This window comes from Streptomyces sp. NPDC002742 (genome assembly GCF_042888885.1).
Classification (GTDB): domain Bacteria; phylum Actinomycetota; class Actinomycetes; order Streptomycetales; family Streptomycetaceae; genus Streptomyces.
Window position 1 is genome coordinate 230,018 of the sequence record NZ_JBIAQF010000011.1, and the last position, 22,426, is coordinate 252,443.

General features: G+C 71.0%; 20 protein-coding genes and 5 pseudogenes. 12 read left to right on the forward strand and 13 right to left on the reverse strand.

What is annotated here, in order from left to right:
* The first annotated feature begins 189 nt into the window (after nt 1-189).
* Together ACFYW8_RS21730 and ACFYW8_RS21735 are read left to right on the forward strand one after the other, a co-directional pair.
* Nucleotides 190-1,734: a hypothetical protein gene (locus ACFYW8_RS21730; protein ID WP_389078071.1), complete on the forward strand. Its 1,545-nt coding sequence runs from the start codon at nt 190-192 to the stop codon at nt 1,732-1,734.
* On the forward strand, nt 1,731-4,922 hold the full coding sequence (locus ACFYW8_RS21735) for a WD40 repeat domain-containing protein (protein ID WP_389078076.1): 3,192 nt from the start codon (nt 1,731-1,733) through the stop codon (nt 4,920-4,922). The genes ACFYW8_RS21730 and ACFYW8_RS21735 overlap by 4 nt, the downstream gene beginning before the upstream one ends.
* A gap of 20 nt (nt 4,923-4,942) precedes the next feature.
* On the opposite strand, the gene ACFYW8_RS21740 is transcribed toward ACFYW8_RS21735, so the two are convergent.
* The 7 genes and pseudogenes from ACFYW8_RS21740 to ACFYW8_RS21770 form a co-directional block, all read right to left on the reverse strand.
* Nucleotides 4,943-5,200, reverse strand: a complete 258-nt coding sequence (locus ACFYW8_RS21740) for a radical SAM-modified peptide, FtsH ternary system-associated (protein ID WP_389078081.1) — start codon at nt 5,198-5,200, stop codon at nt 4,943-4,945.
* Nucleotides 5,194-6,069: a radical SAM protein gene (locus tag ACFYW8_RS21745; RefSeq protein WP_365870477.1), complete on the reverse strand. Its 876-nt coding sequence runs from the start codon at nt 6,067-6,069 to the stop codon at nt 5,194-5,196. The genes ACFYW8_RS21740 and ACFYW8_RS21745 overlap by 7 nt, the downstream gene beginning before the upstream one ends.
* A gap of 726 nt (nt 6,070-6,795) precedes the next feature.
* Nucleotides 6,796-7,203 carry an FKBP-type peptidyl-prolyl cis-trans isomerase gene (locus ACFYW8_RS21750; protein ID WP_365870476.1) on the reverse strand — a complete coding sequence of 136 codons (408 nt, stop codon included), beginning with the start codon at nt 7,201-7,203 and terminating at the stop codon, nt 6,796-6,798.
* 376 nt (nt 7,204-7,579) lie between these two features.
* On the reverse strand, nt 7,580-7,783 hold the full coding sequence (locus ACFYW8_RS21755) for a hypothetical protein (protein WP_389078092.1): 204 nt from the start codon (nt 7,781-7,783) through the stop codon (nt 7,580-7,582).
* A gap of 234 nt (nt 7,784-8,017) precedes the next feature.
* Entirely contained in the window at nt 8,018-8,938 is a 921-nt protein-coding gene (locus ACFYW8_RS21760) for a helix-turn-helix domain-containing protein (protein ID WP_389078096.1), read from the reverse strand.
* Nucleotides 8,939-8,999: 61 nt separating this feature from the next.
* Nucleotides 9,000-9,461 carry a peptidoglycan-binding protein gene (locus ACFYW8_RS21765; protein ID WP_389078412.1) on the reverse strand — a complete coding sequence of 154 codons (462 nt, stop codon included), beginning with the start codon at nt 9,459-9,461 and terminating at the stop codon, nt 9,000-9,002.
* Nucleotides 9,462-9,710: 249 nt separating this feature from the next.
* A pseudogene (locus ACFYW8_RS21770) lies at nt 9,711-9,932 on the reverse strand (helix-turn-helix domain-containing protein); the annotation flags it as partial.
* 337 nt (nt 9,933-10,269) lie between these two features.
* Between ACFYW8_RS21770 and ACFYW8_RS21775 the strand changes: the two are divergent.
* Both ACFYW8_RS21775 and ACFYW8_RS21780 read left to right on the forward strand, forming a co-directional pair.
* Entirely contained in the window at nt 10,270-10,680 is a 411-nt protein-coding gene (locus ACFYW8_RS21775) for a peptidoglycan-binding domain-containing protein (protein WP_365870472.1), read from the forward strand.
* A 139-nt stretch (nt 10,681-10,819) separates the two neighbouring features.
* Nucleotides 10,820-11,280, forward strand: a pseudogene (locus ACFYW8_RS21780) (transposase); the annotation flags it as partial.
* 319 nt (nt 11,281-11,599) lie between these two features.
* Here the strand turns inward: ACFYW8_RS21780 and ACFYW8_RS21785 are convergent.
* Together ACFYW8_RS21785 and ACFYW8_RS21790 are read right to left on the reverse strand one after the other, a co-directional pair.
* Complete coding sequence (locus ACFYW8_RS21785) at nt 11,600-12,046, reverse strand: peptidoglycan-binding domain-containing protein (RefSeq protein ID WP_365870471.1); 447 nt, start codon at nt 12,044-12,046, stop codon at nt 11,600-11,602.
* Nucleotides 12,047-12,767: 721 nt separating this feature from the next.
* Nucleotides 12,768-13,616 carry a LysR family transcriptional regulator gene (locus tag ACFYW8_RS21790; RefSeq protein ID WP_389078106.1) on the reverse strand — a complete coding sequence of 283 codons (849 nt, stop codon included), beginning with the start codon at nt 13,614-13,616 and terminating at the stop codon, nt 12,768-12,770.
* Between the two features lie 104 nt (nt 13,617-13,720).
* Here ACFYW8_RS21790 and ACFYW8_RS21795 point away from each other — a divergent pair, with 104 nt between their 5' ends.
* Together ACFYW8_RS21795 and ACFYW8_RS21800 are read left to right on the forward strand one after the other, a co-directional pair.
* Nucleotides 13,721-14,464, forward strand: a complete 744-nt coding sequence (locus ACFYW8_RS21795) for an SDR family oxidoreductase (protein ID WP_389078111.1) — start codon at nt 13,721-13,723, stop codon at nt 14,462-14,464.
* Between the two features lie 148 nt (nt 14,465-14,612).
* A pseudogene (locus tag ACFYW8_RS21800) lies at nt 14,613-14,813 on the forward strand (IS5/IS1182 family transposase); the annotation flags it as partial.
* Between the two features lie 6 nt (nt 14,814-14,819).
* On the opposite strand, the pseudogene ACFYW8_RS21805 reads toward ACFYW8_RS21800, so the two are convergent.
* Nucleotides 14,820-14,902: pseudogene (locus ACFYW8_RS21805) on the reverse strand (IS5/IS1182 family transposase); the annotation flags it as partial.
* A gap of 197 nt (nt 14,903-15,099) precedes the next feature.
* Between ACFYW8_RS21805 and ACFYW8_RS21810 the strand changes: the two are divergent.
* Complete coding sequence (locus ACFYW8_RS21810; protein WP_389078115.1) at nt 15,100-15,759, forward strand: SUKH-4 family immunity protein; 660 nt, start codon at nt 15,100-15,102, stop codon at nt 15,757-15,759.
* A 117-nt stretch (nt 15,760-15,876) separates the two neighbouring features.
* Nucleotides 15,877-16,365: an Imm1 family immunity protein gene (locus ACFYW8_RS21815; protein ID WP_389078120.1), complete on the forward strand. Its 489-nt coding sequence runs from the start codon at nt 15,877-15,879 to the stop codon at nt 16,363-16,365.
* A 566-nt stretch (nt 16,366-16,931) separates the two neighbouring features.
* Here the strand turns inward: ACFYW8_RS21815 and ACFYW8_RS21820 are convergent.
* Nucleotides 16,932-17,510, reverse strand: coding sequence for a DUF5994 family protein (locus ACFYW8_RS21820; RefSeq protein ID WP_389078125.1), 579 nt, complete (start codon nt 17,508-17,510; stop codon nt 16,932-16,934).
* Between the two features lie 604 nt (nt 17,511-18,114).
* On the opposite strand from ACFYW8_RS21820, the gene ACFYW8_RS21825 reads away from it, so the two are divergent.
* The 4 genes from ACFYW8_RS21825 to ACFYW8_RS21840 all read left to right on the forward strand — a co-directional run bounded on the left by ACFYW8_RS21825 (nt 18,115) and on the right by ACFYW8_RS21840 (nt 21,886).
* Nucleotides 18,115-19,116, forward strand: coding sequence for an acyl-CoA desaturase (locus ACFYW8_RS21825; RefSeq protein WP_389078130.1), 1,002 nt, complete (start codon nt 18,115-18,117; stop codon nt 19,114-19,116).
* Between the two features lie 33 nt (nt 19,117-19,149).
* Nucleotides 19,150-19,590, forward strand: a complete 441-nt coding sequence (locus ACFYW8_RS21830) for a DUF5994 family protein (RefSeq protein ID WP_389078134.1) — start codon at nt 19,150-19,152, stop codon at nt 19,588-19,590.
* A gap of 454 nt (nt 19,591-20,044) precedes the next feature.
* Nucleotides 20,045-20,329: a hypothetical protein gene (locus tag ACFYW8_RS21835; RefSeq protein ID WP_365870463.1), complete on the forward strand. Its 285-nt coding sequence runs from the start codon at nt 20,045-20,047 to the stop codon at nt 20,327-20,329.
* Between the two features lie 507 nt (nt 20,330-20,836).
* Nucleotides 20,837-21,886, forward strand: coding sequence for a slipin family protein (locus tag ACFYW8_RS21840; RefSeq protein ID WP_389078139.1), 1,050 nt, complete (start codon nt 20,837-20,839; stop codon nt 21,884-21,886).
* 80 nt (nt 21,887-21,966) lie between these two features.
* Here ACFYW8_RS21840 and ACFYW8_RS21845 read toward each other — a convergent pair whose 3' ends face one another.
* Nucleotides 21,967-22,116, reverse strand: a complete 150-nt coding sequence (locus tag ACFYW8_RS21845) for a hypothetical protein (protein ID WP_365870674.1) — start codon at nt 22,114-22,116, stop codon at nt 21,967-21,969.
* Nucleotides 22,116-22,426: pseudogene (locus ACFYW8_RS21850) on the reverse strand (phosphoketolase); the annotation flags it as partial. The gene ACFYW8_RS21845 and the pseudogene ACFYW8_RS21850, both read right to left, overlap by 1 nt.

The window sequence follows — 22,426 nt, forward strand, 5'->3', positions numbered from 1 at the left end:
CGTGGCAGAAACTCCGGCAGAGCCGGTGCGGCCGATCGAGCCGCGCCGGTCGGCGGGTCCGGGACGCCCGGCAGGTCCGGGACGCCCGGCAGGTCCGGGACGCCCGGCGGATCGGCGTCCTCCGAACTTCCGTTCGTGGTCACCCCCGCGCCCAATCCGCGCACACACGACCGACCTCACGGTCCGGCCATGGATCCGGCGCTCGACGAGGGCACCCGCGGCGCGCGGCCCGCAGCCGGTGACACCCTGGTCTGCCGGTTCACCGCGGTCACCGCGGCCGTCACCTTCCTCGGCGCCCTGACCGAGCACACCGGCCGGGCCGCCCCTGCCTGCCGGAACTCGCCTCAGGACGGTTCGTGGTGGATCACCCTCCCGGACGGCGGCCCGGCCGAGGCCGCCGTGGCCGAACTCACCGGGGGCATCGCCTACCTGTCCCGCGGCGGCAGGGCCACGCGGACCTCGCCCGCCTTCGCGCGGGGAGCGGCGGCGCAGGTGCCGGACGCGCTGTACGGCTGGCCGGAGGTCTCCTGGATCGACCTCGTGGCCCGGCTGGCAGGCGCCCGCCGCGACGGCAGGCCGGCCGAGATCACCGTCTTCGCGGGTGGCGGCCGGGCCCGGTGGATCACCCAGCGCTCGGGGGAGTGCGCCGCCGAGGTGTTCGCCACACCGGTGACCCTCGCGCCGGTGGCCGGGATCTCGCACGCTCGCGCCGCCGACGAGCGCCGGGTCATGCGACTGCGGATACGGGCCGCGGGGAAAGCGCTCCCGGTCCGGCTGCTCGACGCGCTGCTCGCCCTGCCCGACATCGAGGTGTGCCGCCGCGAGGAGCGGCTCCTCATGCCGTGCCTGGCGGACTACCCCATCCCCGACCAGGTCCTGGCCGCACGGGTTCCGGCCGGCCGCCACTGGCTGGTGGCCGCGGACAACGCCGGGGTGTGGGAGGTCCACGAGAGCACGGGCGTACACGAGTTCGCCGCGCTGCCGAGGCTGGCCGAGGCCCCGCCCCGCATCCCCTCGCGAACCCGCGAAGGGTGGGACTCGCACCTGGCCACGACCGTCCGGGTCGTTGCCGCTGCATCCGACGGACGCAGCGCCGACGCCGTACTGGTGTCCGACGCGGACCTGCCCGCGATCCGCGCCTACCTGGGTGCCCAGCCCGCGGACGACGCGCTGCACCTGGTGCCCGGAGACGGCCTGCACCTGCTCACCGAGCCCGGCGGTCTGACCCGCACCCTGCCCTTCGGCATCGCGTTGCACCGGATCGGCCCCGGCGGTCTCTACCTCCAGACGGGCCACCGGCTGGCGCCCGCCCTGGCACCGGCAGCGCGGAGCCGGCTCTTCGGGATCGACGACGCGTCGGTCGTCGCGGTGTGCGCCCATCGCTCCCTGCGCTTCGCGCTTCAGCACACCCGGCCGGTCTGGCTGCTGTGGCTCGGTGCGGGCCCCCGCGTCGAATCGGGTCTCTCCACGACCGGCCGCCGCCTGCTCGACGCCCTCGACCGGCTTCCGGGAGACGCTCCCGCGCCGGACGCGCCGCTGAGCGAGTACGAAGCGCCGGGGGGCCACGCGGAACAGCTGGCGGAGGCGCTGCTCGACCAGGAGAGCGGCCGGATCGACAGGGCCGCCCGCAACCTGGAGAACGCGGGGCACTTCCAGCGGGCCGCCCGAATGTACGAACTGGCGGCCCGGGAGGCGGCGGCCGGGCCCCGGGCCGACGAAGGGGGTGGGCCGTGACCGGCTGGCAGGCCGTCGTCAACCGGCGGGCTCAGGTCCCCGGCTGCCTGCACGCGGTGCCCGCGCCCGGCGGGCGTGCCGTGGCCGTCGTCACCGGCAACACGGTGGCCGTGCACGACCCGTTGTCGAGCGTGCTCTGGGAACAACCGTCCCCCGGCGGGGCGTCCGGCACCGTCGACGCGATCTGGGCACCCGACGGCGAGACCGTGTACGTCCTGGCCGGGGGACGCGCGCTGGCCCGGGACGCGCACACCGGCGCCGAGCGGCCGCTGCCGCCCGACCTGCGGCGCGCCGTCCGTGTCACCGCGATGGCCCTGTCGGGCGACGGCCGGACCCTCGCAGTGGGCGACGACGCCCTGGGAGTGTGGCTGTTCCACCCGGACGTCGGCGGGTCCCGGCAGCTGGAAGGCGTCGGCCGGTCCGTCACGGCCCTCGCATGGCGGCCGGGTACCGAAGAACTGTGCGTGGCCCGCTCCCAGGGCCTGCAGTTCTGGGACGTCGGCCTGTCGGCACTGGTCAGGTCGGACACCGCCGTACCGCTGGGAGTGGCCTGGTCCGCCGAGGGCGCCCTGCTGGCGGTCGCGGGCCCGGCCGAGGTGACCCTGATCGACATGGCCGACCACCGGCAGCGGGTCCGGCTGCCGGTGCGCGACCGGCCGATCCGCACCGCGTTCGGCCGCAACGGCTCGACGCTGCTGGTCGGGACCGAGGACGGCGCCGTCGTGGTGTACGACCGGTACCTCCAGCGGATCGCCGCGCTCGGTACGGACGGGCCGGGCACCCTTTTCACCTCCCTCGCCGTCTCGGCCGACGGCACCTTGGCAACGTGCGACCGTGCCGGCGAGATCGTCCAGTGGCGCCTGCCCGACACCGCGGAGGCCCCGCCCGACGACGACATGAGCGGCCGCCAAGCGGTTCAGGGGTGGGCGGTACGGATGGCACACACCGTGGGCCGTGTGCCCGTATCCCCGGCCGCGGTGCCCGAGGTGGGGACCCAACTGCTCTCCGACACGGCGGAGGGACGCAGGACCGCCGTGCTCGCCTGGCAGCCGGGGGGCGGCTCCTATTTCGTTCAGGACACCCGGGGACTCACCCGCGTCGACGCCGTCGGCGGACGGACGGTGTGGTCCACGCCCGTCGCCGTCCGGGGCGGACTGTACGACCTGGAGGCCGGGCCGGCCGGCAGCGGACTGCTCGCCGCCGCGACCCATCAGAAGACGGGCGTGGTCCGGCTGCACGCCGACGCGGACGGCGCCCTGCTCGCGGAGTACCAGGGCGGTCAGGGCCTGGCCTGGTCGCCCACCGCACCACCGACCCTGGTGTTCCCGGAGACCGGACCGCGACCTCGGCGCCTCCTCGTCCTGCGCGACCCGCGGCGCGACGCTCGGGGCGGGCCCCAGGACCCTCTCCGGGTGCTGTCCGTCGAGGAAGGCGTCGGACGCCCGGTCTGGTCGCCCGACGGCTCCTGGCTCGCCGCGCCGACCGAAGGGCGGATCGTCTTCTGGGAGACCGCCACATGGCAGCGCGCGCCCGGACCGGGGACCGGCGACCGCGGTCTTTTCGCCAAGCTCCTCGCCTGGTCGCCGGATCCCGAGGGCCGCCACCTGGCGGTCGTTCCGTCGAAGGACGGCGAACCGGTCACGATCTACGACACGCGAACCTGGACCGCTCGCCGCACGCTCGGACCGTACGGCGGCTATCGCTGGGGGCCCGGACTCGCCTGGTCACCGGACGGGCGCCTGCTGGCGTACCCGCTCCACGGAGAGCCGGGCGTCGTCCGGCTGTGGGACGTCACCAGTGGCCTGGAACTGCGTGACCTGCGTCCGTCCGGCCGTCCGGCCGGAGGAGTGTGGTCGGTACGGTGGGCGCCGGAGGGCGCTGCCGTCACGGTCGGACACGTGGACGGTCCCGTCATCCGCTGGAGCCTCCCCGGAGCCCACGCGCCCGCCCGGGGAACCACGGCCGGCCCCGTTCTGCACGGGCCGCCCGAACAGGCGGAGACACTGCTGGCGCTGGGCGCGGCCGGTGGCGCCGCAGGCCTCTCGGTGCCCTTGTCGACCCTGCATACCCTGCACTCCCTGATCGCGGACCGTGCCCCGCGCGACAGGGCAGGCCAGGAACGAGCCAGGGCGCTGGACGGTCAGGGTGGCCTGGCCGCTCTGCGCGCGCTGCACTGGAGCCGTGCGGCCTGCACGGGTATCGCGGTGTCGCTGGCCGCCGAACTCCCCCCGGACGACAGGTACGCGCCGGTCGAGAACGCCGCGGCCGAGGAATACACGGCCGCACTGCGCGCGGCCCTGGCCGGGGCGCCCGCCGAGGCGAACGCGCCCACGGTGCCGATCGGCCGGTTGCGATCGGTGTTCGGCACGGTGGACGACGCCTTGCTCACCCTTCTCGCCGTGCTCGGCCCCGACGCGGTCGCCCTGGACCCGACCCTTCCCGTCCGGCTGCGCGGCGTCCGGCACGGCCTGGTCCCCCTGCCGCCGCGCCAGCGCAGACTGCTCGGGGTGCGCATCCCCCTGTGGCCCGACGGGCAGGCGCAGGGCAGCGCGCCGAGCACCACGCTCGCCGGTTTCACCCGGCACGGCCGGCTGACGCAGCTGCCGGCGACCCAACTCGCCCTGCCCCCGGATCTGCTGGCGTTCCGGCTCGCGCACAGCGGGGCCCTGTTCCGGGCCAGGCAAGGCGCCCTGCCGCCGTCGCCGACCGCCACCGTGATCGTCCTCGACACCGGACCGGCCGTGTACGGCGCGGTCGGGGTGACGCTGCGTCTGGTGGCTCACCTCCTGGCGAGCGCCCTCACCGACGGCGGCCTGCCCTGCGCGTTCGTGACGCTCGGAGAGGTTCCCACCGTGCGGCCGCTGTCCCGCCGCGGCGACCTGGTCCATGTGTGGACGGAGGTCTCCGTCGGCCCGGGACGGACCGACGCCGCTCTGCAGCTCGCCACGACCACGGCACGGACGATGGGGTCGATGGAGGACGCCGCCGTCCAGACCGTGGTGCTGACCCACCCCTTCCGGGCCGTTCCCGGGCGTGGCGGGCTGCGTACGGTGCGGGTCCGCTACCCGGGCGGGCGGGGCCGGCACCTGCCGGCCGACTTCGTCCTGGAGACCCCGCCCACGGCGGAGTCGCTTCGCACGGTGGTCTCGGGTCTGCTTGCCGAACACCGCGGCGCCCGCGCCCGTTGAGCGGGTGCGGGCCCACAGGGTCAGCCGCAGAGCATCTGCTCCACCGTCTCGGGTCCGAGGGCCTTGAGCAGCCGCTCCAGGACCTCGGGCCGGAAGGCGTCGCCGTCGACGCGCAGCCCGTCCGCCGTCACGGTGATGCGCACGCGCACCAGCCGTCCTCGGGGGTGGTCCGGGTACTCCTCCGGCTGGATGAGATCGTCGAGGTGTTCGACGAAGCGCCGGTCGGCCCCCGTTGCGGGAGTCCCTTCCATGTGCCGGTCGTCGTCCGTCCTCACCATCGGCCCTCCACTCGTGTACCGCAGTCGGGGCAGGCGCCGTCACGGAGCCTGTTCGCGGTCAGTTTCCACAGGTCGCGCTCGACGACCAGGCCGTCGCACTTCGGGCAGGAGGTCGCTCGGCCTGCGGCTCCCAGCGCGCGTTCGACGTAGATGTGCCGCAGGCCCGCCCCGCGTCCGGCGGCCACACCTTCGGCCAGGGCCGAAGGCAGCGTGGGCACGTCCCCGGAACGCCGGAAGGCAGGGCTGAACCGGGCCAGGTGCCAGGGGATGCCCGGATCGATTCGGGCCAGCCGCAGCGCGATCGCCGAGAGGTCCTCCGGCGAGTCGGCGACACCGGGCACCAGCGGGGTGCTCGCCTCGACCCAGACCCCGGCCGAGCGCAGGGCCTCCAGCGTGTCCAGTACCGGTCCCGCCGGCGCACCGGTCAGCGCCCGGTGACGGACGTCGTCGACGCTCTTGATGTCGATGTTGACCGCGGCCAGGACCGGTGCCACCCGGCGTACCGCGTCCGTGGTGAGGAACCCGTTGGACTTCCACACCACGTCCACGCCCACCGGGGCGCCGGCCTCGGCCAGTGCCAGGGTCAGTTCGATCGCCAGCGACGGTTCCGAGTAGGACAGGGCCACGCACGCCCCCAGGCGCTGTGCCTGGAGTACGACCGCCTGCGGGGACACGGCCCGGCCCGTCCAGGGCACCTCCGTCCGGCGGCCGAACTGCGACAACTCGTGGTTGACGCAGTAGTCGCAGCGGAAGGAGCAGCCGGGCGCGGCCAGCGTCACCGCCCGGCTGTCCGGGCGGTAGTGGTACAGCGGCTTGCGCTCGATGGCGTCGACATGCTGGACCGAGGTGGCGAACGTCGCGGTCTCCATGCCGTGTGGACCGCCGCGCCGGACGCGGCAGGCGCCCGTCTGTCCCTCCGCCACGGTGCACCGGAACGGGCACACGTCACACTGAAACCTGTCTCCGGTCCGTCGGTAGAGAGTCGCAGGGGTCCACTCCACACGTGCCTCCGTTCGCCGGGTCGGCTCGACTCGGTGCTACGAATCATTTCACCAAAGCGGTATCTTTCGCCCGCAGTTGGTGGAATGCGGTGCCGTATTCGTGATTGGCGGCGGCAGCCGGGATGACCTTGGGCAGGGCGATCGGGAGTTCTGTCTTCGGTCGTCACTCCTCACTCCGTTTGTCTCGCGGGGAGTGGGGCCGCCGGCCCCATGGACGTCAGCCTGGCCGCCGACGGCCCGGACAACCGAAACGGCCCGCCGGAGAAACCGGTGGACCGTCACGAAGGACCGAGGCTCGAAGAAGCCAAGCCCCTGAGGGCTGCAAGAACAGAGGATGTTCCAGCCAAGCCCCTGGGTGCTGCAAGAACAGAGGATGTTCCTCGTCACATGGTGGTACGCGCGACGCGCCTGCTCTGACCTGCGGAACTGGGCAGGTCGCTGAGGCAGTCGGCCGCCTTGTGGCCTTCTGCGGTCACTGAGTCGCAGCGGACCGTTCGGACGCTGCGGAGGCGCGAGCAGGAGCAGCAGCGAGGAGCACGGCGGCGCCAACCCGGGGGGACGACGCAGCACGTCGTAGGGGAGGAGCGGTCAGGGTCACCAGGCCTTGCTCCACCCGGTCGTGCTGGAATACGAGTCCAGCAGGTCCACCACGAAGACCAGGGTCGAGCCCGCCGGGATCAACGGCGAGGGCGACTGGTTGCCGTAGCCGAGACGCGGGGGAACGATGATCTCGCGCCGGCCGCCGACCTTCATCCCCCTCACCCCCCGGTCCCAGCCCTTGATGACCTTGCCGCCGCCCAGGGCGAACTTGAACGGCCGGCCCCGGTCCCAGGAGGCATCGAACTCCTTCCCGGACTCGAAGGTCACCCCGACATAGTGGACCCTGACCACCATGCCCGGCTTCACCTCGGCCCCGTCCCCGACGACCAGGTCCCGGATGGTCAGCTCGGTAGGAGCGTCACCCTCCGGAACGTCGACCTCGGGCTTCGTCAGTTCACTCATGGCAGCCTCATCACGTTCCGTCGGGAGCCGCCGCACGGACCAGCCGGACACATGGACAGACACTCCATGCAGCAGATGGTCACGCTACCGACAATGCCGGCTCCTGGAGCACACCAGATCCAGCGACCACACGTGATGATCTTTCGCGCAGCCGACGAACGCGACCGGCACGCACAGGTCACGCAATCGCCGGTCGTCGGGGAGGCCGGTTCGTGCGGCGAGGCTTGTCGTCGGGGAGGCCGGTTCGTGCGGCGAGGCTTGTCGTCGGGGAGGCCGGTTCGTGGGGTGAGACCGGCCGGTGGACCGCCGCCCGAGACACCACCGCCCGAGGGCCGGGGGTTTCAGAAGCCCTCGACGGTATGGGATACGGGGCTACTCAGTCGTCGTCACCACCGCCACCGCTGCCACCGCCGCCACGGCGACCGCGTTTGCCGGAGCGGCTCACCACCTCGCCGGCCACGAGCGTCACGACCGCCACGACGTGGACCCATCGGGGGCCATCGCCCCTGGCATCCCGGAACACGCAGACGCATCCCAGGACGACGAGCAGCAGAACCCCGGACAGGACGACGACGGCCACGGATCTCCCCTTGACGGTGATGGTTCGCGCTTTGATCTGCCCCGTGAGACGAGACACCGAGACCAGGAGTTGCAGGGGGTCGGTAGGGAATCCTCCCGAGTACCTCCGGAGAGTACGGTTCCCTCGTCGGGCCGCCCTTCACGGCGTCCTCCCTCGCCGAGTCGCCCCTCGGCAGGTCGCCGCGCGGCCGAAACCGCGGGATACCCCCGTCTCCGCCCGCAGTGGCCCGTCCCGCTACCACTCCTGCTGTGTGCAGCCGGAGACACCGTCGCCCAGGTCGAAGCAGGTGCGCGCGTCGGCGGGCCGCTCGACGCCGACCATGAGGGTGTAGAGCGCGCGACCGGGGACGGACACCTGCCGGGTCTGACGGCGGCCGTCGGAGGTCTCGACCCATACGCGGTCCGTCGAACGCGGGTTGCGAATGCGCCCCCAGACCGCGTCGCACATCGGGCTGTGGCGAAGCTCCACGGTCCGGCCCCGCACCGTACGCACCGCGTGCGTGGTCGCATCCGTCCAGCAGGCTGTGCTGCCCTGCTCGGAGTCGTGGTCCGTGCAGGTCTCCCCCCGGCACGGCGTCGCGGTGCGCGCCGTGGCCTGCTCAGGGCTGTCGGCGGTGGGCACCCACATCCATGTCGCCACGCCGAACACGGCGGCCGTCACCGTGGCGGTCGCCACGACGGCGACGACCAGGGCGTGGCGCTCCGGCTTACGTGCCACGCCCGAGGGCGCCGCGCCGCTGACCGCTCCAGCGCCCTCGTGTCCGGCGTCTTCGTATCCGACGCTTCTGTGTCCGGTGCCGGCGTGCTCGGTGTTGGCGTGTCCGGTCCCGGCACGGGCCTTCGTCCCGATGCCTGCCGTCGGGTCCGACCCGCGGCGTGGCTCGGAGCCCGACGTAGCGTCCGCCCCCGTGTCCGGCCCCGCCGCGGGGCGCCGCGCGTCGCGTCCGCTCCACGCGCTTTCGGCGAGTTGCCACAGCGCCAGCAGTCGGGCGGGGTCGGCGCCGCTCAGTCGCGCGAGGGCCTCCACGGCGTCTCGGGGCGGGCACGCCTTGCCGTTGAGGTAGCGCTCCCAGGACGACTTGCTGTACGCGGTCGCGGCGGCCAGCGCGGCGAAACTCAGCCCGGTGGCCTCCTTGGCCTCCTTCAACCGTTCCACAAGCCGGCGGACCTCCGGGGAGGGCAGGGGGGCCGCGCCACCCGGGCGTGGACGTCTGAGCTCAGCCACGTGGCTCCCTGAGCGCCCGCCAGGTCGCGGGGCCGACGATGCCGTCGTCATCGAGGCCGCGCGAGCGCTGGAAACGCTGGACGGCGCTCTTGGTGTTGGGCCCGAAGGACCCGTCGATGCCCTGGGGGTCGAAACCGTGCCGTTCGATCAGGCACTGCACTTCGGCGACCGCCTCGACCGTGATCCCGACGTTGTACGTTTCGGTCAGGGTTGTGCTGTGACCGGCGTACATCAGGCCGTCGTGCTTGGTGAAGTAGCAGGGGAAGGTCCGCGCGGAGTACGTCGAGACGGGCACGGCCGACTCTTCCGCCGTCCCATGCGGCTGCGCGGACGGCTTCCGCCATTGGGCCGCTGCCAGCACCCCCGTTGTGACCAGCAGGGCGAGAGTCGCCGCCGCCGTCACCGCGGCCACCACACCACGCCGGTCCGCCCGGCCGGAGGCGTCCGGCCCCACCCATTCAGGCGTGGCATCCGATTGCCCGCCGTTCACGTCCGCCGACGCGGGCGCCTCGGACGATCCGTGCGAGAGGAGAGGTCTCTCGGCCGGCCCCCACCCGAACTCGTCCACAACTGAGCCCGGTTGAGCGGGGGCCGCACGCCCTTCCGTCAGCCCGCGCGAACGTTCCGCTTCCGGTGCTTCCGGTGCTTCCGGTGCTTCCGGCGTCTCCGTGGATGTGGCCACCTCCCACAGCGCGGTCAGCTTCGCCCGGTCGCCCCCACAGACCTCCGCCAGGGCTTCCAGCGCCCACAGCGGCGGCAGCGCACGGCCGTTGAGACAGCGCTCCCAGGAAGACCGGCTGTATCCAGTCCTGTTCGCCAAGGCGCTCAGGCTCAACCCACTGTGATCCTTCGACTGCCGCATCTGCACCACAAGCCGTCTGACCGGTAGAGCCAGCGACTCAGGCAACGGCCTCCAACGCGGCATGCCCCATCCCTTTCGCGCGCACCGCACCGTGCGGTTCGAGCGGGGTAAGCGTACGGAAATCCCGCTGCTCGTTCACGTGTTCTCCATCTCGGGGCCCGTGACCGCTGTCCGCGGGTCCGTCCGAAGTCCCGCCACCGCCTTTCCCGGTGTGGCATCGTCGCAGCTCAGTGAGGTGTGCGTCCCGGGATGTCCCAACCTGCCGACGGGACTGGCCCCACGGCGGAGGGCAGAGCAGCATGGCCGTCGTTCGAACTGGTGGCACGGTCCGCCCGTGTCCGAGTCGAACACCGACCACTGGTCGGTTTCGCGACAACTCCGTTCTCACGCAAGGGAATCGATGTCTCTCTCCGTAACTCGCAGGCATGCTGCACTCCTGCTCGCGTCCGCCGCACTCGTAGGTGGCACGGCGACCGGCGCGGTCGCCGCCGGTACGGGCGCCCAGGCGCTCACCGCCTACTCGTGCGACGTCACCATGAGCTCGAGCGGCATTCTTACCGCCGGCTACTACAGCGGCAACACGGTCACCCCCTCCACCTCGCAGGTGACCGCGGCGGGTAAGGAGGCCCAGTGCCTCCTCCAGTACCAGGGCTACAACCCCGGGACCGTCGACGGCATCTTCGGCTCCAAGTCCCAGTCGGCGGCAAGGCTCTTCCAGAGCACTGTCAACGGCGCCTGTAAGACCGACCTGGACGTCGACGGAAAGATCGGCAAGGAGAGCTGGCCCCACCTGCGCCGCCTCTACTGCTGATCCGCGTGACGTGCGGCTCCCCGTCCCAGAACCGGGGAGCCGCACGCGCCCACCACCCGCCCCGACGAAGACCCGACGCCAGACACGACCTTCCGGGGGTGGTGTCACCGGGGTCCGGAGGCATCGACGGACCGCTGATGTGGTCCTCGGCCTGGGCGTCGGCAAGGACGAACACCACGCCACCGCAGTCACACCGGCCGGCCTCTACCCGGGCGAGGCCAAGACGGACGCGAAGCACACGTTCATCATCGCGGACGCGGCCCGCGCGATGCCCTACACGCTGCGGGCGATCGACGGCGAGGACGAGACGATCGCCGAGCTGGAGATGATCGTCGGGTTCGACGAAAACCTGGCCGGTGAGGCCACCCGGGTCGCGAACGCGCTGCATGGCCTGCTGACAGATCCATCCGTCGCTGGAGCGGGTGCTGGGGCCCCGGTTGCAGCACCCGGCCGTCCTGACCCTGCTGGAGCGGTTCGGCTCCCCGGCCCGGATACGCAAGACCGGCCGACGCCGCCTGGTCGCTGTTACGGCCGAAGGCCCCGAGGGTGGCCGAGCGACTGGTCGAGGACATCTCCGCCGCTCTGGACGAGCAGACCATTCGACGCGTCGCCCAAGCCGCGCAAGATCGGACGGAAGGTCCCGGGCCCGCGGTCGTTGAGGGACGACGCCATGCGCCCGGCTCCGGCGAACCAACCGCCCCGATGACTGACGGGGCACCACGTACCCGGCAGTCGCCCGCCCGAGAAACTGGTCGGTGCCCGCGTCCGGCACCTCTGGTGGGACCCTGCTGGGCACCAGGACGCCGGACAAGCTCTGCCCGACCCAACGGCACCCAGGGACGATCGACGTACCGCGGCCCGCCCTCCTTCCGGTTTCAGGTTTCCGGGGAGGGCGGGCCGCGGTCATGGGGGTGGTGGATCAGCCGCCGGCGAACCGCTTGAAGGCCGCGCGGGTCTCGGTCCCGGCAACGCCGTCGATCTTGCCGGTGTAGCCGTAGTACTCCTTGAGGAGCCGCTGGAGTGCCATGATCGTGTTGGTGCCGGGGTCACCGTCGATGTTGCCGGTGTAGCCGTAGTACTTCTTGAGGTAGCGCTGGAACGCCTCCCAGCTTTCGGTGCCCAGCAGCCCGTCGATCTTGCCGGTGTAGCCCCAGTCGCTCGCCAGGAACCTCTGGACGTTCATGGCCCCGGCCGTGGTCAGGCCGAAGTTCTCCGTCGCGAGTGCGGCGGCGGGGGCACCCACCACCGGCTGGGCGGTCGGCGCGGGCGCCGCGTAACCGGTGCCGGCGGCCGCCAAGGTCCCGGCTGCGATGCCGGCGATGGCGGTGAGGCTGACGATGGTCCTGCCCAGGACGTGCGATCGCATGGGGTCCTCTTTCGAATCGTGAGTGAACACCTGGCCCGTCGGACGAACAGGTGACGACTCGAGAGTGCGGGGCGGTCGGCGGCAGCCGCCACCGACTCCGCCCAAGTGACGGCCACCTGGGACACAACTCGCGCTGACCTGCACGAACACCGTCCACGGGGACGCTTCGGCGGGACGGCTGCGGCAGATGTCGTACCACCCATGCGGGGTGCGACGCTCCGAGGGGCAGTTGATCATGGTCATGACCGCATCTGGGGGAACGCGCCGCGCCGCACAGCACCGGCCGCCGAACCGAAGCCGCACGCAGGGCAGTTGGCGGAGTACTCGCGCCGGCTGAAGGACCATGGCGAGCTGAGCATGCGACGGCTGACCGCGCGGAGGGCGCGCGGCCGTCGGCGAGCCGCAGGGACAGGGGAGCAGTCAGAAGTCGTGGGAGGAGGTATCCGGGCGGCAGGTCGCCGTCGCCCCGCGCGGCCGTAGAGGCACTGAGCCTTTCCAACCTGCCGATGGTGCCCGCGTGTTGGTGGGCCGAGGCGCGCTAGATGTCAGCAAAGCAGGCTTGTTGTCACTTCGCGTCGGAGCCTGGCTGTGCCAGGGGCGCGGTTCCGGCAACGCCGGTGCGGGCCGGTCACCTCGTACCGCACGATGTGTCGGGAGCTGATGGCAGACCGGACGCTGTCCCCGAAATCCAGCACGGTGTCCCGGCGTTCACCGCCGTCGGTCACAGGGCAGTGGCGGCGCGGACCAGCCCCGCGACCGCCGTTGAGCGGCTGTGTGGGGGCCAGGCGATGACCGTGGTGACGTGGGGGGCGTCGGGGACCGGTACGGCGGTGAGGTCCTCGCGCAGGCCGGTGCGGCCCGACTCCGGCACGACGGCGCAGGCGCGGCCGAGGGCTATGAGCTGGGTGAGTTGCGTGTGGTCGCGCACCTGCGGTCCGGGGCCGTCCGGGAAGGTGCCGTCAGGGCGAGGCCAGCGGGGCAGGGGCAGGTCGGGAAGGCCGGTGACCTCGGCGAGCCGCACGTGGGGGCGGGCGCCGAGAGGGTGGCCCGCCGGGAGGATCGCGACCTGCCCCTCGCAGTGCAGGTCCTCGGTGTCGAAGCCGGCCGTGTCGTCGAAAGGCCGATGCAGCAGGGCTACGTCGGCCCGGCCGTCGTGCAGCAACCGTGCCTGTTCGCCCGGCCCGCACAGCACGACGTCCACGGCGACGGCGCCGGGCTCGGCGGCGTAGGCGTCGAGGAGTTTCGCCAGCAGTTCACCGGACGCGCCCGCCTTCGCGGCCAGGACCACGGCGGGGCGGCCGGTCGCCGCGAGGGCGGCCCGGCGGGTGCGCCGTTCGGCGGCCTCGACGGCGTCCAGCGCCGCCCGCGCCTCCCGCAGCAGCACCGCCCCTGCCCCGGTCAGGGCGACACCCCGGCTGCCGCGCTCCAGCAGGAGGGCGCCCAGGCGCCGTTCGAGCCCGCCGATCGCCCGCGACAGCGGGGGTTGGGCGATCCCGAGCCGCTGCGCGGCCCGGCCGAAGTGCAGCTCTTCGGCGACCGCGACGAAGTACCGCAGCTCACGTGTCTCCACCCCGCCAGACTAACCGGGACGGCCAGGAGCGATACCCGGGCGGTATCGCCGTCCACCCAGTCGGTCTTGGACGCCCTGCCAGGCGGGGGAGAAGTATCGATGTCATGAGTGAGACGAACACCGTGAACCACCACAAGGTCGCGCTGGTGACCGGGGCCAACAAGGGCATCGGGTACGAGATCGCCGCCGGGCTCGGCGCCCTCGGCTGGTCCGTCGGAATCGGCGCGCGGAACGAGGAGCGGCGCGAGACCGCTGTGGACAAGCTGCGCGCGGCCGGAGCCGACGCGTTCGGCGTGCCGCTGGATGTGACCGACGACGCCAGCGTGACAGCGGCGGCTCGGCTGATGAAGGAGCGGTCCGGGCGGCTCGACGCGCTCGTCAACAATGCGGGGATCACCGGCGGCGGACCGCAGGAGCCCACCACGGTCGACGTGGACCGGGTACGGGCGGCCGTGGAGACCAACGTGATCGGCGTCATCCGCGTCACCAACGCCCTGCTCCCTCTGCTGCGCCGCTCGCCGTCGCCGCGGATCGTGAACGTCTCCAGCAGCGTCGGCTCCCTCACACTCCAGACCACGCCTGGCGCCGAGACGGGCCCCATCTCCATCGCCTACGCTCCGTCGAAGACGTTCCTCAACGCCGTCACCGTGCAGTACGCCAAGGAACTGGCCGACACCCACATCCTGATCAACGCCGTCTGCCCCGGCTTCACGGCGACCGACCTCAACGGCTTCCGGGGAGTGCGCACCCCCCAGCAGGGCGCAGCCGCCGCGATCCGGCTGGCCACCGTATCGGCCGACGGGCCGACGGGCCGCTTCTTCGACGACGAGGGAGAGGTGCCCTGGTGACGCGCTTCCGGTTCGCGCCACCCCGGGGAGATGGCGCATGCGCGTCCTCGTGACCGGCGCCGTCACGCCATGTCCGTACGGCCGTCGAGCCCGAGCCGCCGGCGGGCCACGAGTTGAGGGATCGAAAGGCACCGAGCGTCTGTGACAAATCGACCTGTCCAGTCGCACTCTGCGGTACCTGACCGGGCAGCTCGCTGGCCGCCGCAGGGAGATCGGTACCCGGTGGCGGCGGCCGGCGGCCGGGCGTCAAGCCCTGCTCGCCCTGGCCCACCTGCGGTGCGGTGACACCGCGAGTCGTTACGACGTAGGCGTGGCCGGTGTCGGCTGTGTCGAGGGCGTCTCCGTTGTGGAGTTCGCGTTTGTGTTTCCCGGAGAGTACGGGGTGTCGGCGGCGATCCGGTCGATCGGCAGCAGCGTGCCGTCCAGGATTATGCGCGCTATATTGCGGCCGAATATCAGGGGAATGTGCATTCGGAGAGGGGTTCATCCGAGAGGCGATGGACGGTTATTCGCCGAACTCATGCTTGCCGGACTGTGAATGGATTGCAAGGTAGAGTTCCCGGCGGGGATGGCGCCGCGATCGTTGCTGTCCCTGTGCTGGACTGGTTCCGTCCTTGTTGGGCCCTGGGGGTGTCATGGAGTATCAAGAGGCAAGCTCCGAGGTGGAGCGCATCTTGAGGGCTGACCTTGGAGCCCTGTCCCATGGGGAAGGTGCGTCAGTGCGGCCACCAGCGGCTTTGCGGTCGTGGAAGATCTCAGTGCGCGACAGGGAAGCGTTGTCTGACCATGGGCTGCCATCGGTTCCTTCGGTCGACATGCTTATGCGAGTCGGTGCGCATTTCCAGTCTTCCGGTGAGCCAGAGTTTTCGAGTGTCGATTGGCGGGGCTATGTTATAGGTCGATGCGGCGAGGTGAAAATCGTCGTGAATGATAGATCCGGTTCCGTACTTGCTGTGCCGGAAGTATCCGATATCCCCCCGGTGCTGGCTCCTTTGCATCCCGATGGCATCCAGGATGAGCTGATCAATTCTAAAGTCATCGCCTTCGTCGACTTCTGCTGGCGTTGGTATTGGCTCTCTCCCGTTTTGCTCGATCAACGAGATCGGGCCGACCGGGCGGAAATGGATGCGTGGGAAGCGGCGAGAAAGTCGGGAAACAAGGGTTCGGAGGTCGACTTTCACGTGCCCTACCGGGAGCTGTGCGCCAAGGTCCGTGCCAACTTCTGCGGCAAGGAACGGCTGATGGTAGACAATCCTTCCTCGATGTGGTCCGTTATGATCGACGGCTTTGAATAGCTGACCCGCCGGCAGGATTCCGGATTCATCAGAAAAAGATTTAAATCGAGGCAAGCCCGTTAACGGACGGCGCTGGTGCCGGGCCCTGGCCGACTTCGGTTGAGAGGAGCGCCGGCAATGACAGCTGACAATCGACTGGAGGCGCGTTACCGGCCTGCCGACATGCGGAACCCCGTTCTGCTCTCTACGTCGGATGACGTGGACAGCGTCATCGATGCCCTGTTGACCGGCCCGGCGCTCCATGATGCGGTGCATATCCTGTCGAGGGCTCGACCTCGAACACCGGCAGGATTCCCGGAGCACGAGATGTATGCCGGAGTCAGCAGGGAACTCCAGGTGGGGGCTTTGGCTCTTACGGCGCCTGAGGTCGGACACGTTGCTTCCGTTGGTGTCTCCGAAGCCCGTAGTGGCGTCGCTTATCATGCCGCCGGGCATTGGACCGAGTTTCCAGATGATTCGGAAATTCCAATCTCTCTCGTCAGGGAAGCGGTGAAGGAGTTTCTGCACTCCGGAGGGAGGGTTCCGAATTGCATCGAATGGAAACCCTTTGAAATCTCCGATGAAAATGTAGAGGATGATCCTTGGGGATCCTCCGGTGATCAGTAAATTCGGGCGCGACGCTTACGCGGTGTACTAAGGGCTGCGGGGGATCATCAGTCATTACGGGGAAAGACTTACTGCCCGCTGAGTCGGAGTACGGCGACGACGTACAGGCTCTCGGACACCGTCAGAAGCAGAAAGGCGAGAATCGTGTGGCCGACGAGCCCTCGCCCCGAGGCAAGGCCCATATGTGCCCGGGCCGCACGGCTCACGCGGGGCTTGGGGGCACCTTGCGCGGCGTTCGCGTCTGCCTTCTCGATCGCTCGGCGCAGTTTCCTGCGGCTTCTCTCGGTCGTGATACCCAGGCGTACACCGTGGGCGTCGCGCACCAACAGGGTTTGGTACACGCTGGCGTACGAGAAGGTCGTCAGCAGCCGGACGGTGGTGATCCGGTTGAGGTCGACGGACCCCCCAGGACCACACGCGTACGGCTGGCTTGTCCGGGCGCATCTCCGGTTGCCGGGGGCCGTGAGGAGTCCGGACGGGTGGCCGTGGTGAGTGGTGCCCCGGCGGTCGGTGACGGCAGTGGCCTGGAGCAGGGGCCGGGGCAGCTGTCTTTGCCGCCGCGCGCCTCACATACCGATGATCAGTCGGCTGGCCTGCTTCGGGACAGTCGCGGTGAACTGCGAGGCGCCGCCCTCGGACTCCCACGCCGTCTCCGCAAACTGCGCCTGGTCGGGCACGGAGCCGTCGTGCAGGGCCCGGTCGGCGGATATGAGCGCGCTCGCGGTCAGCGGCGGGCCGCCGTATTCGGATGCCGCCGCCATCAGACGTGCGGCTGCTTCCGGGTCGGTCTCGGGCGGGATCACCAGCAGGTCCCAGCGGCCGGTGCCGTAGGACAGGAGAAGAAGCTTGTGCGGGTCGATCTCGGGAGTGAACCAGCCGACCTGCACGACATGGCCGTCGACGGGCACCTTGTGCGGGATGACCGGCCAGTGCTCGGGGTTGACGGCGATATGGGTGATGCGACCCCACAGGGGGTCCAAGACCTCGGTCAGCGCGGGCAGTTCGCGCAACAGGTCGCGGGAGCGAGGCCACCAGGCGCCGTCCAGGAGCCCGCGGGATCGGGCGTCGGCCTTCAGTACGAGACGGGCGGGAGGCGCTGCGACGGGTGCGAGCCGCGGCAGGGTTGCTTCGAAGGTCGCGGTCATGATGAGGACCCGTCTCCGGGCCGCCCGTGAAGTTGCGGCCCGGGTTTCGCCTTTCGCCGGGAACGACCCGGCGTGGAAGCCGGTGTGCGAAATGCCCTCGGTGTCTTCACCGTACTCCTTCTCCTGGTTTGCCGCGGCTGTCGTACCGGCAGGAGTAGGGTGACAACGTCGGGGGCACCTCGTACGCCGGTGATCGCACAGGCCTCGCCCTCGTAGCGACAGAGATACGGGCCGCTCAGGTCCGGGCAGGTTCCGCCCCGTCACATCCGAAGCTGGGCACTGCCCACCCCGTTCCGAGGTCACGCACGAGCAGGGCCGGGTGGAAGCCCGTATGGTCGCCGCGTTGGGTGGAAGCCCGTATGGTCCCGCGGACTGTGAAGCGGTTCGGCGCGTCGCGGACGCGCCTTCCGCCGGTGACGAGCAGCGTCGCCGGCCCCGGGAACGGAACGCCACCGCACCTCAAAGCGGACGCCCCGCACGCCGCGGGTCCACTCCGCTCCTGGCCCGACTTCAGCAGACCACCCGAGATGCCACCCACCCACCGTCGAAGAGGCGCAGCCCAAGACCCCGGCCGCACTGTCGTCGCCGAGGTCAAGGACCGCCCATGGCTCTTCAGTCTCCGCGTCCAACGCCCACCGCTCAGCCGCAGCGTGCCGTGCCGCTCCTGGAGTACGACGGGAGGGCACCTTTCCCGCGCGGCGGAACGACTCGCGGGCGCACCGGCGGCGAGCGGCTGTCTCTGACGGTCACGGCGTTGATCGTCTTCCTGCCGTTCCTGGCACTCGGCCTGGCCGGCTGGTTGCTGTGGGGGCGCCTGATCCATCCTGTCGATGTCCTGCTCGCCGCGGTGCTCTACACGGTGACGGGCCTCGGCGTCACCGTCGGCTTCCACCGGGGCCTCACCCACGGCGGCTACCGGGCCGTACGGCCACTGCGCATCGCGCTCGCGACGGCCGGGTCGATGAGCTTCCAGGGTGACGTGATCGGCTGGGTCGCCATCCACCGCCGCCACCACGCCTTCACCGACCGGCCGGGCGATCCGCACTCTCCGTACCGCTACGGCACGTCTGTGCGCGGCCAGTTGCGGGGTCTGGTGGACGCCCATGTCGGCTGGCTGTTCCGCAACGACCCCACGTCCGCCGCGCGTTACGCTCCCGACCTCGTCGCCGACCGCGACATCCGGGCCGTGTCCCGGGCTTTCCCGGCCCTGTGTGTGCTCACCCTCGCCCTCCCCCTCGTCGCGGGTGGGCTGATCGGTGGCACCTGGACGTCCGCTCTGACCGCCCTGCTGTGGGCGGGACTTGTCCGCATCGCCCTGCTCCACCACGTCACCTGGAGCGTGAACTCCCTCTGCCATGTGATCGGCGAGCGTCCGTTCCGCACTCGCGTCCATGACCGCGCCACCAACTTGTGGCCTCTGGCCCTGCTCTCTTTCGGCGAGAGTTGGCACAACCTCCACCACGCCGACCCCACCAGCGCGCGGCACGGCGTCGACCGCGGCCAGCTCGACCCCTCCGCCACCGTCATCCGTCTTTTCGAACGCCTCGGCTGGGTCAAGGACGTGCGCTGGCCCACCCCGGACCGTATCGCCGCCCGCCGCGTGTGAACCCGATCGACCATGTCTCCTTCAGGAGTTCTCATGACACTCGTTCCCCCGCCCCGGCCCCCGCTCTCGTCGCCCGCCGTCCGCCTGCGTCTGCCGGCCCAACCGGCACAGGGCCACATGCCCCGGCACATCGACGGCGCCTGGTGGCCCCGCTCGAACGATCTGACGTCCGAACTGCCCCAGCTGCTGGGCGGACTGCCGCCCGCCTGGGGGCACGTCAGCAGCGTCCTTGTGGACGAGGCCGTGTGGGCCTCGTTCCCGGGTCGGCTGTTCGTCGCCGACCAGGTGGTACGCCTGCGCCGGACGACCAGCCGGCACACCCCGTCCACCGTCTGCCTGCTGGCGCCCGGCCGCGGCCGATGGGACCTGCTGGTCGTACCGTCCTCGGCCACGGAGGCGGAGGCCGGGTGGCTCATGGACAGCATGGACACCGGCGTGAAGGACAGCGTGGGGTGGCGAACCGCTGTCCGTTGACGGTGCCTGTCGGATCAGTTGTGGGCCTGCGGCACCCAGGGGTGCCGCAGGCCCGGGGATGTTGCCACCGCACCGGTCGAGAGCCGTCAGCGCCTTCGGTCCGGCATCGGGCGGGGCGGCCCGGAGCGGTGGAGGCCGGTGGTGCTGCGATGACCACGGCCGGGCGGGGCGGGGCGGGGTTCTCGTTCCCCGTCCCGCGGCAGCCGTGTTGTCCGGACGCGGAGTCCGTGCGGACCCTCGGTGGAGTACGCTCGGTGCTACCGAGGGTATTTCGCGCACCGGCTCCCATGTCCGTGTCGCTTTCGGCGATTTGATCATCTCGGGCCGGTTTCGGTCGGTCCGGAGCCGGGTTCGTGTCATGAATGCGACCGCTGCCCCCACGCCGATCCCCGAAAGCACTCCCTCCTCTCCGTGCCGGAGGCCTTTCGCTTCCGTCGATTCCTCGCCGACGGCCGTGCTCGATCCGCTGTGGGGCCGGGTCACCAGCGACTTGGCGACCCGCCCGTACCGGCCGGCCGTCCCGGGCGCGGTGCCCGTAAGCGGGCAGGCGCAGCCGACTCCCGTCTCGGCTCTTTGGCTGATGGCCGCCGGGAGAGACTGCCTGCGCACCTCGCACGCGGGCCGGCTCATGGTGGAGGCGGCGAGCCTGCGCATGGTCTCGGAGACCGACCGGGCCGTTCAGGCGGCCTGGGACTCCGAAGGGGACGACGCGGTCCGCGAGCCGGCCGCACGCCCGTAGATCCCGGTCGTTTCCGCTCCGCCGACGGCGAGATGAGGGCCGCGCGGGCTCTGTGCCCATCACGGCCGCAGCCGGGACTGGGCCGGGCGGGCGCACCCGGAGGCGAGGGAAGAGAGCCGCCGTGAGTGCCGTCGGGCTCCTGGCGGACGGCGGCGGGGAGCCGGTCCTTCCCGGCACCGTGGTCCTTCGGATGCAGACGACGGCCGAGCGCACGGGACCTTCGACCGCGCGCGGTGACCGTCGGCACTCGACCTCAAGAGTCGGCCGACATATGACCTCCAGCCGGCACTCGACCTCAAGAGTCGGCCGACATACGACCTCCAGCCGACACGCGACCTCAAGAGTCGGTGGTGGCCGCGGACACACGGCCCCAGGAACCGGCGGCGCCTCGACAGCGGCCCGAGACCCGGGCCGCATCACAGACGACGGGCCGGGATCCTCCCGTGCCGTGTACTTCCCCGACCGTTCGGGTCCGGGACCGTCATCGACGTAAGGAATGTGGGAACCATGGGTGTTCTGATCACCGTGCTGGCGGTGTTCGCCGTGGCCGGGCTCGTCCTGCTCGCCCTCAGCGTGCGCAACGTCCAGCAGTACGAGAAGGGTGTGGTGTTCCGCTTCGGGCGGCTGCTGCCGGACATCCGCGGGCCGGGCCTGCGGATCATCCGGCCGATCGGTGACCGGATGCGGAAGGTGTCCGTACAGACCGAGGTCCTCGGTATCCCGCCACAAGGGTCCATCACCGCGGACAACGTGACGCTCACCGTGGACGCGGTCGTCTACTTCAAGGTCATCGACCCCGTCAAGGCCCTGGTGAACGTGCGTAACTACCCCGCCGCCGTCTCCCAGATCGCCCAGACATCGCTCCGCTCGGTCATCGGCAGGGCCGACCTGGACACACTGCTCTCCGACCGCGACCACATCAACGCGGAACTCAAGAAGGTGATGGACGCCCCCACCGAGGAGCCCTGGGGGCTGCGCATCGAACGCGTGGAGATCAAGGACATCGCCCTTCCGGAATCGATGATGCGCTCCATGTCCAAGCAGGCCGAGGCCGAGCGGGAACGCCGTGCCCGGGTCATCGCCGCCGACGGGGAGTTCCAGGCGTCCCAGCGGCTGACCGACGCCGCCGCGACCATGGCCGACACTCCCGGAGCACTCCAACTGCGCCTGCTGCAGACCGTGGTGGACGTCTCCGCCGAGAAGAACAGCACCCTCGTGATGCCGTTCCCCGTGGAGATGCTCCGCTTCTTCGAGCACCAGAGCAGGGAAACCGACGGCGCGTCCGACGGACGGGTCACGCACCGGAGCAGCCGGAGCAGCCAGAGCTCCGCGGCGCCCGAGGCGCCCGAGGGCGTCGTGATCCCCGAACCCGCCTTCCCGTCACCGGCCTTCCCGGCACCCGCCTTTCCGTCACCTGCCATCGCTCCCGCCCTCTCGCTGAGCGGAGAACGGGTCGGCTCCGGCGGCAAGCGGATCGGCAGCCGTGCGGAAGTGGCCCGGGAGCGACGAGAGAACTGGCCGACACGGAAGGACGCCGAGGAGTCACTGAACGGCTGACCGTTCCGCCGCCGGTGACGTGGATCGGCCGCTGGTGCCGAGCGGTGCCTCTGATGACCCCGTGGCAGACGCCACCGGGGTCACAGCGGTCCAGGGTGGCTGAAGCGGCCGGCCCGGCGCTGGATGCGGTGCCGACGCACGCGGTGGCGTACCGGTGGTTGTGCCGGTCGCGCGTCGGCACGGGCGTAGAAGACGTGCTTGGCGCCCTCGATCAGCACCAGGTAGAGCACGGTCCGCCGTGACCCGGCCCCCAGACACAGGTCGCGTCCAAGTCCCTGGCCCTCACGACCCTGTTGAGGTGGGTGTGGACCAGGTTCAGTCCCGGTGAGGTGCCCCAGTGCCCCAGCAGTCGCGGTTTGACGTGCTCGGGTGCCAGGGGCTCGGTCAGCAGCGGGTTGGACAGGAGGTAGATCTGTGCCCGACGGCCAGGTAGTTGGCCGCCCGCCAGTGGGCGTCCAGCGCGCTCAGTTCCTCCTCGTCGAGGTTGTCGATGCGTACAGGAGCATCGAGCGAGGTCTCACGAGGGGGGCCGATTGGCAT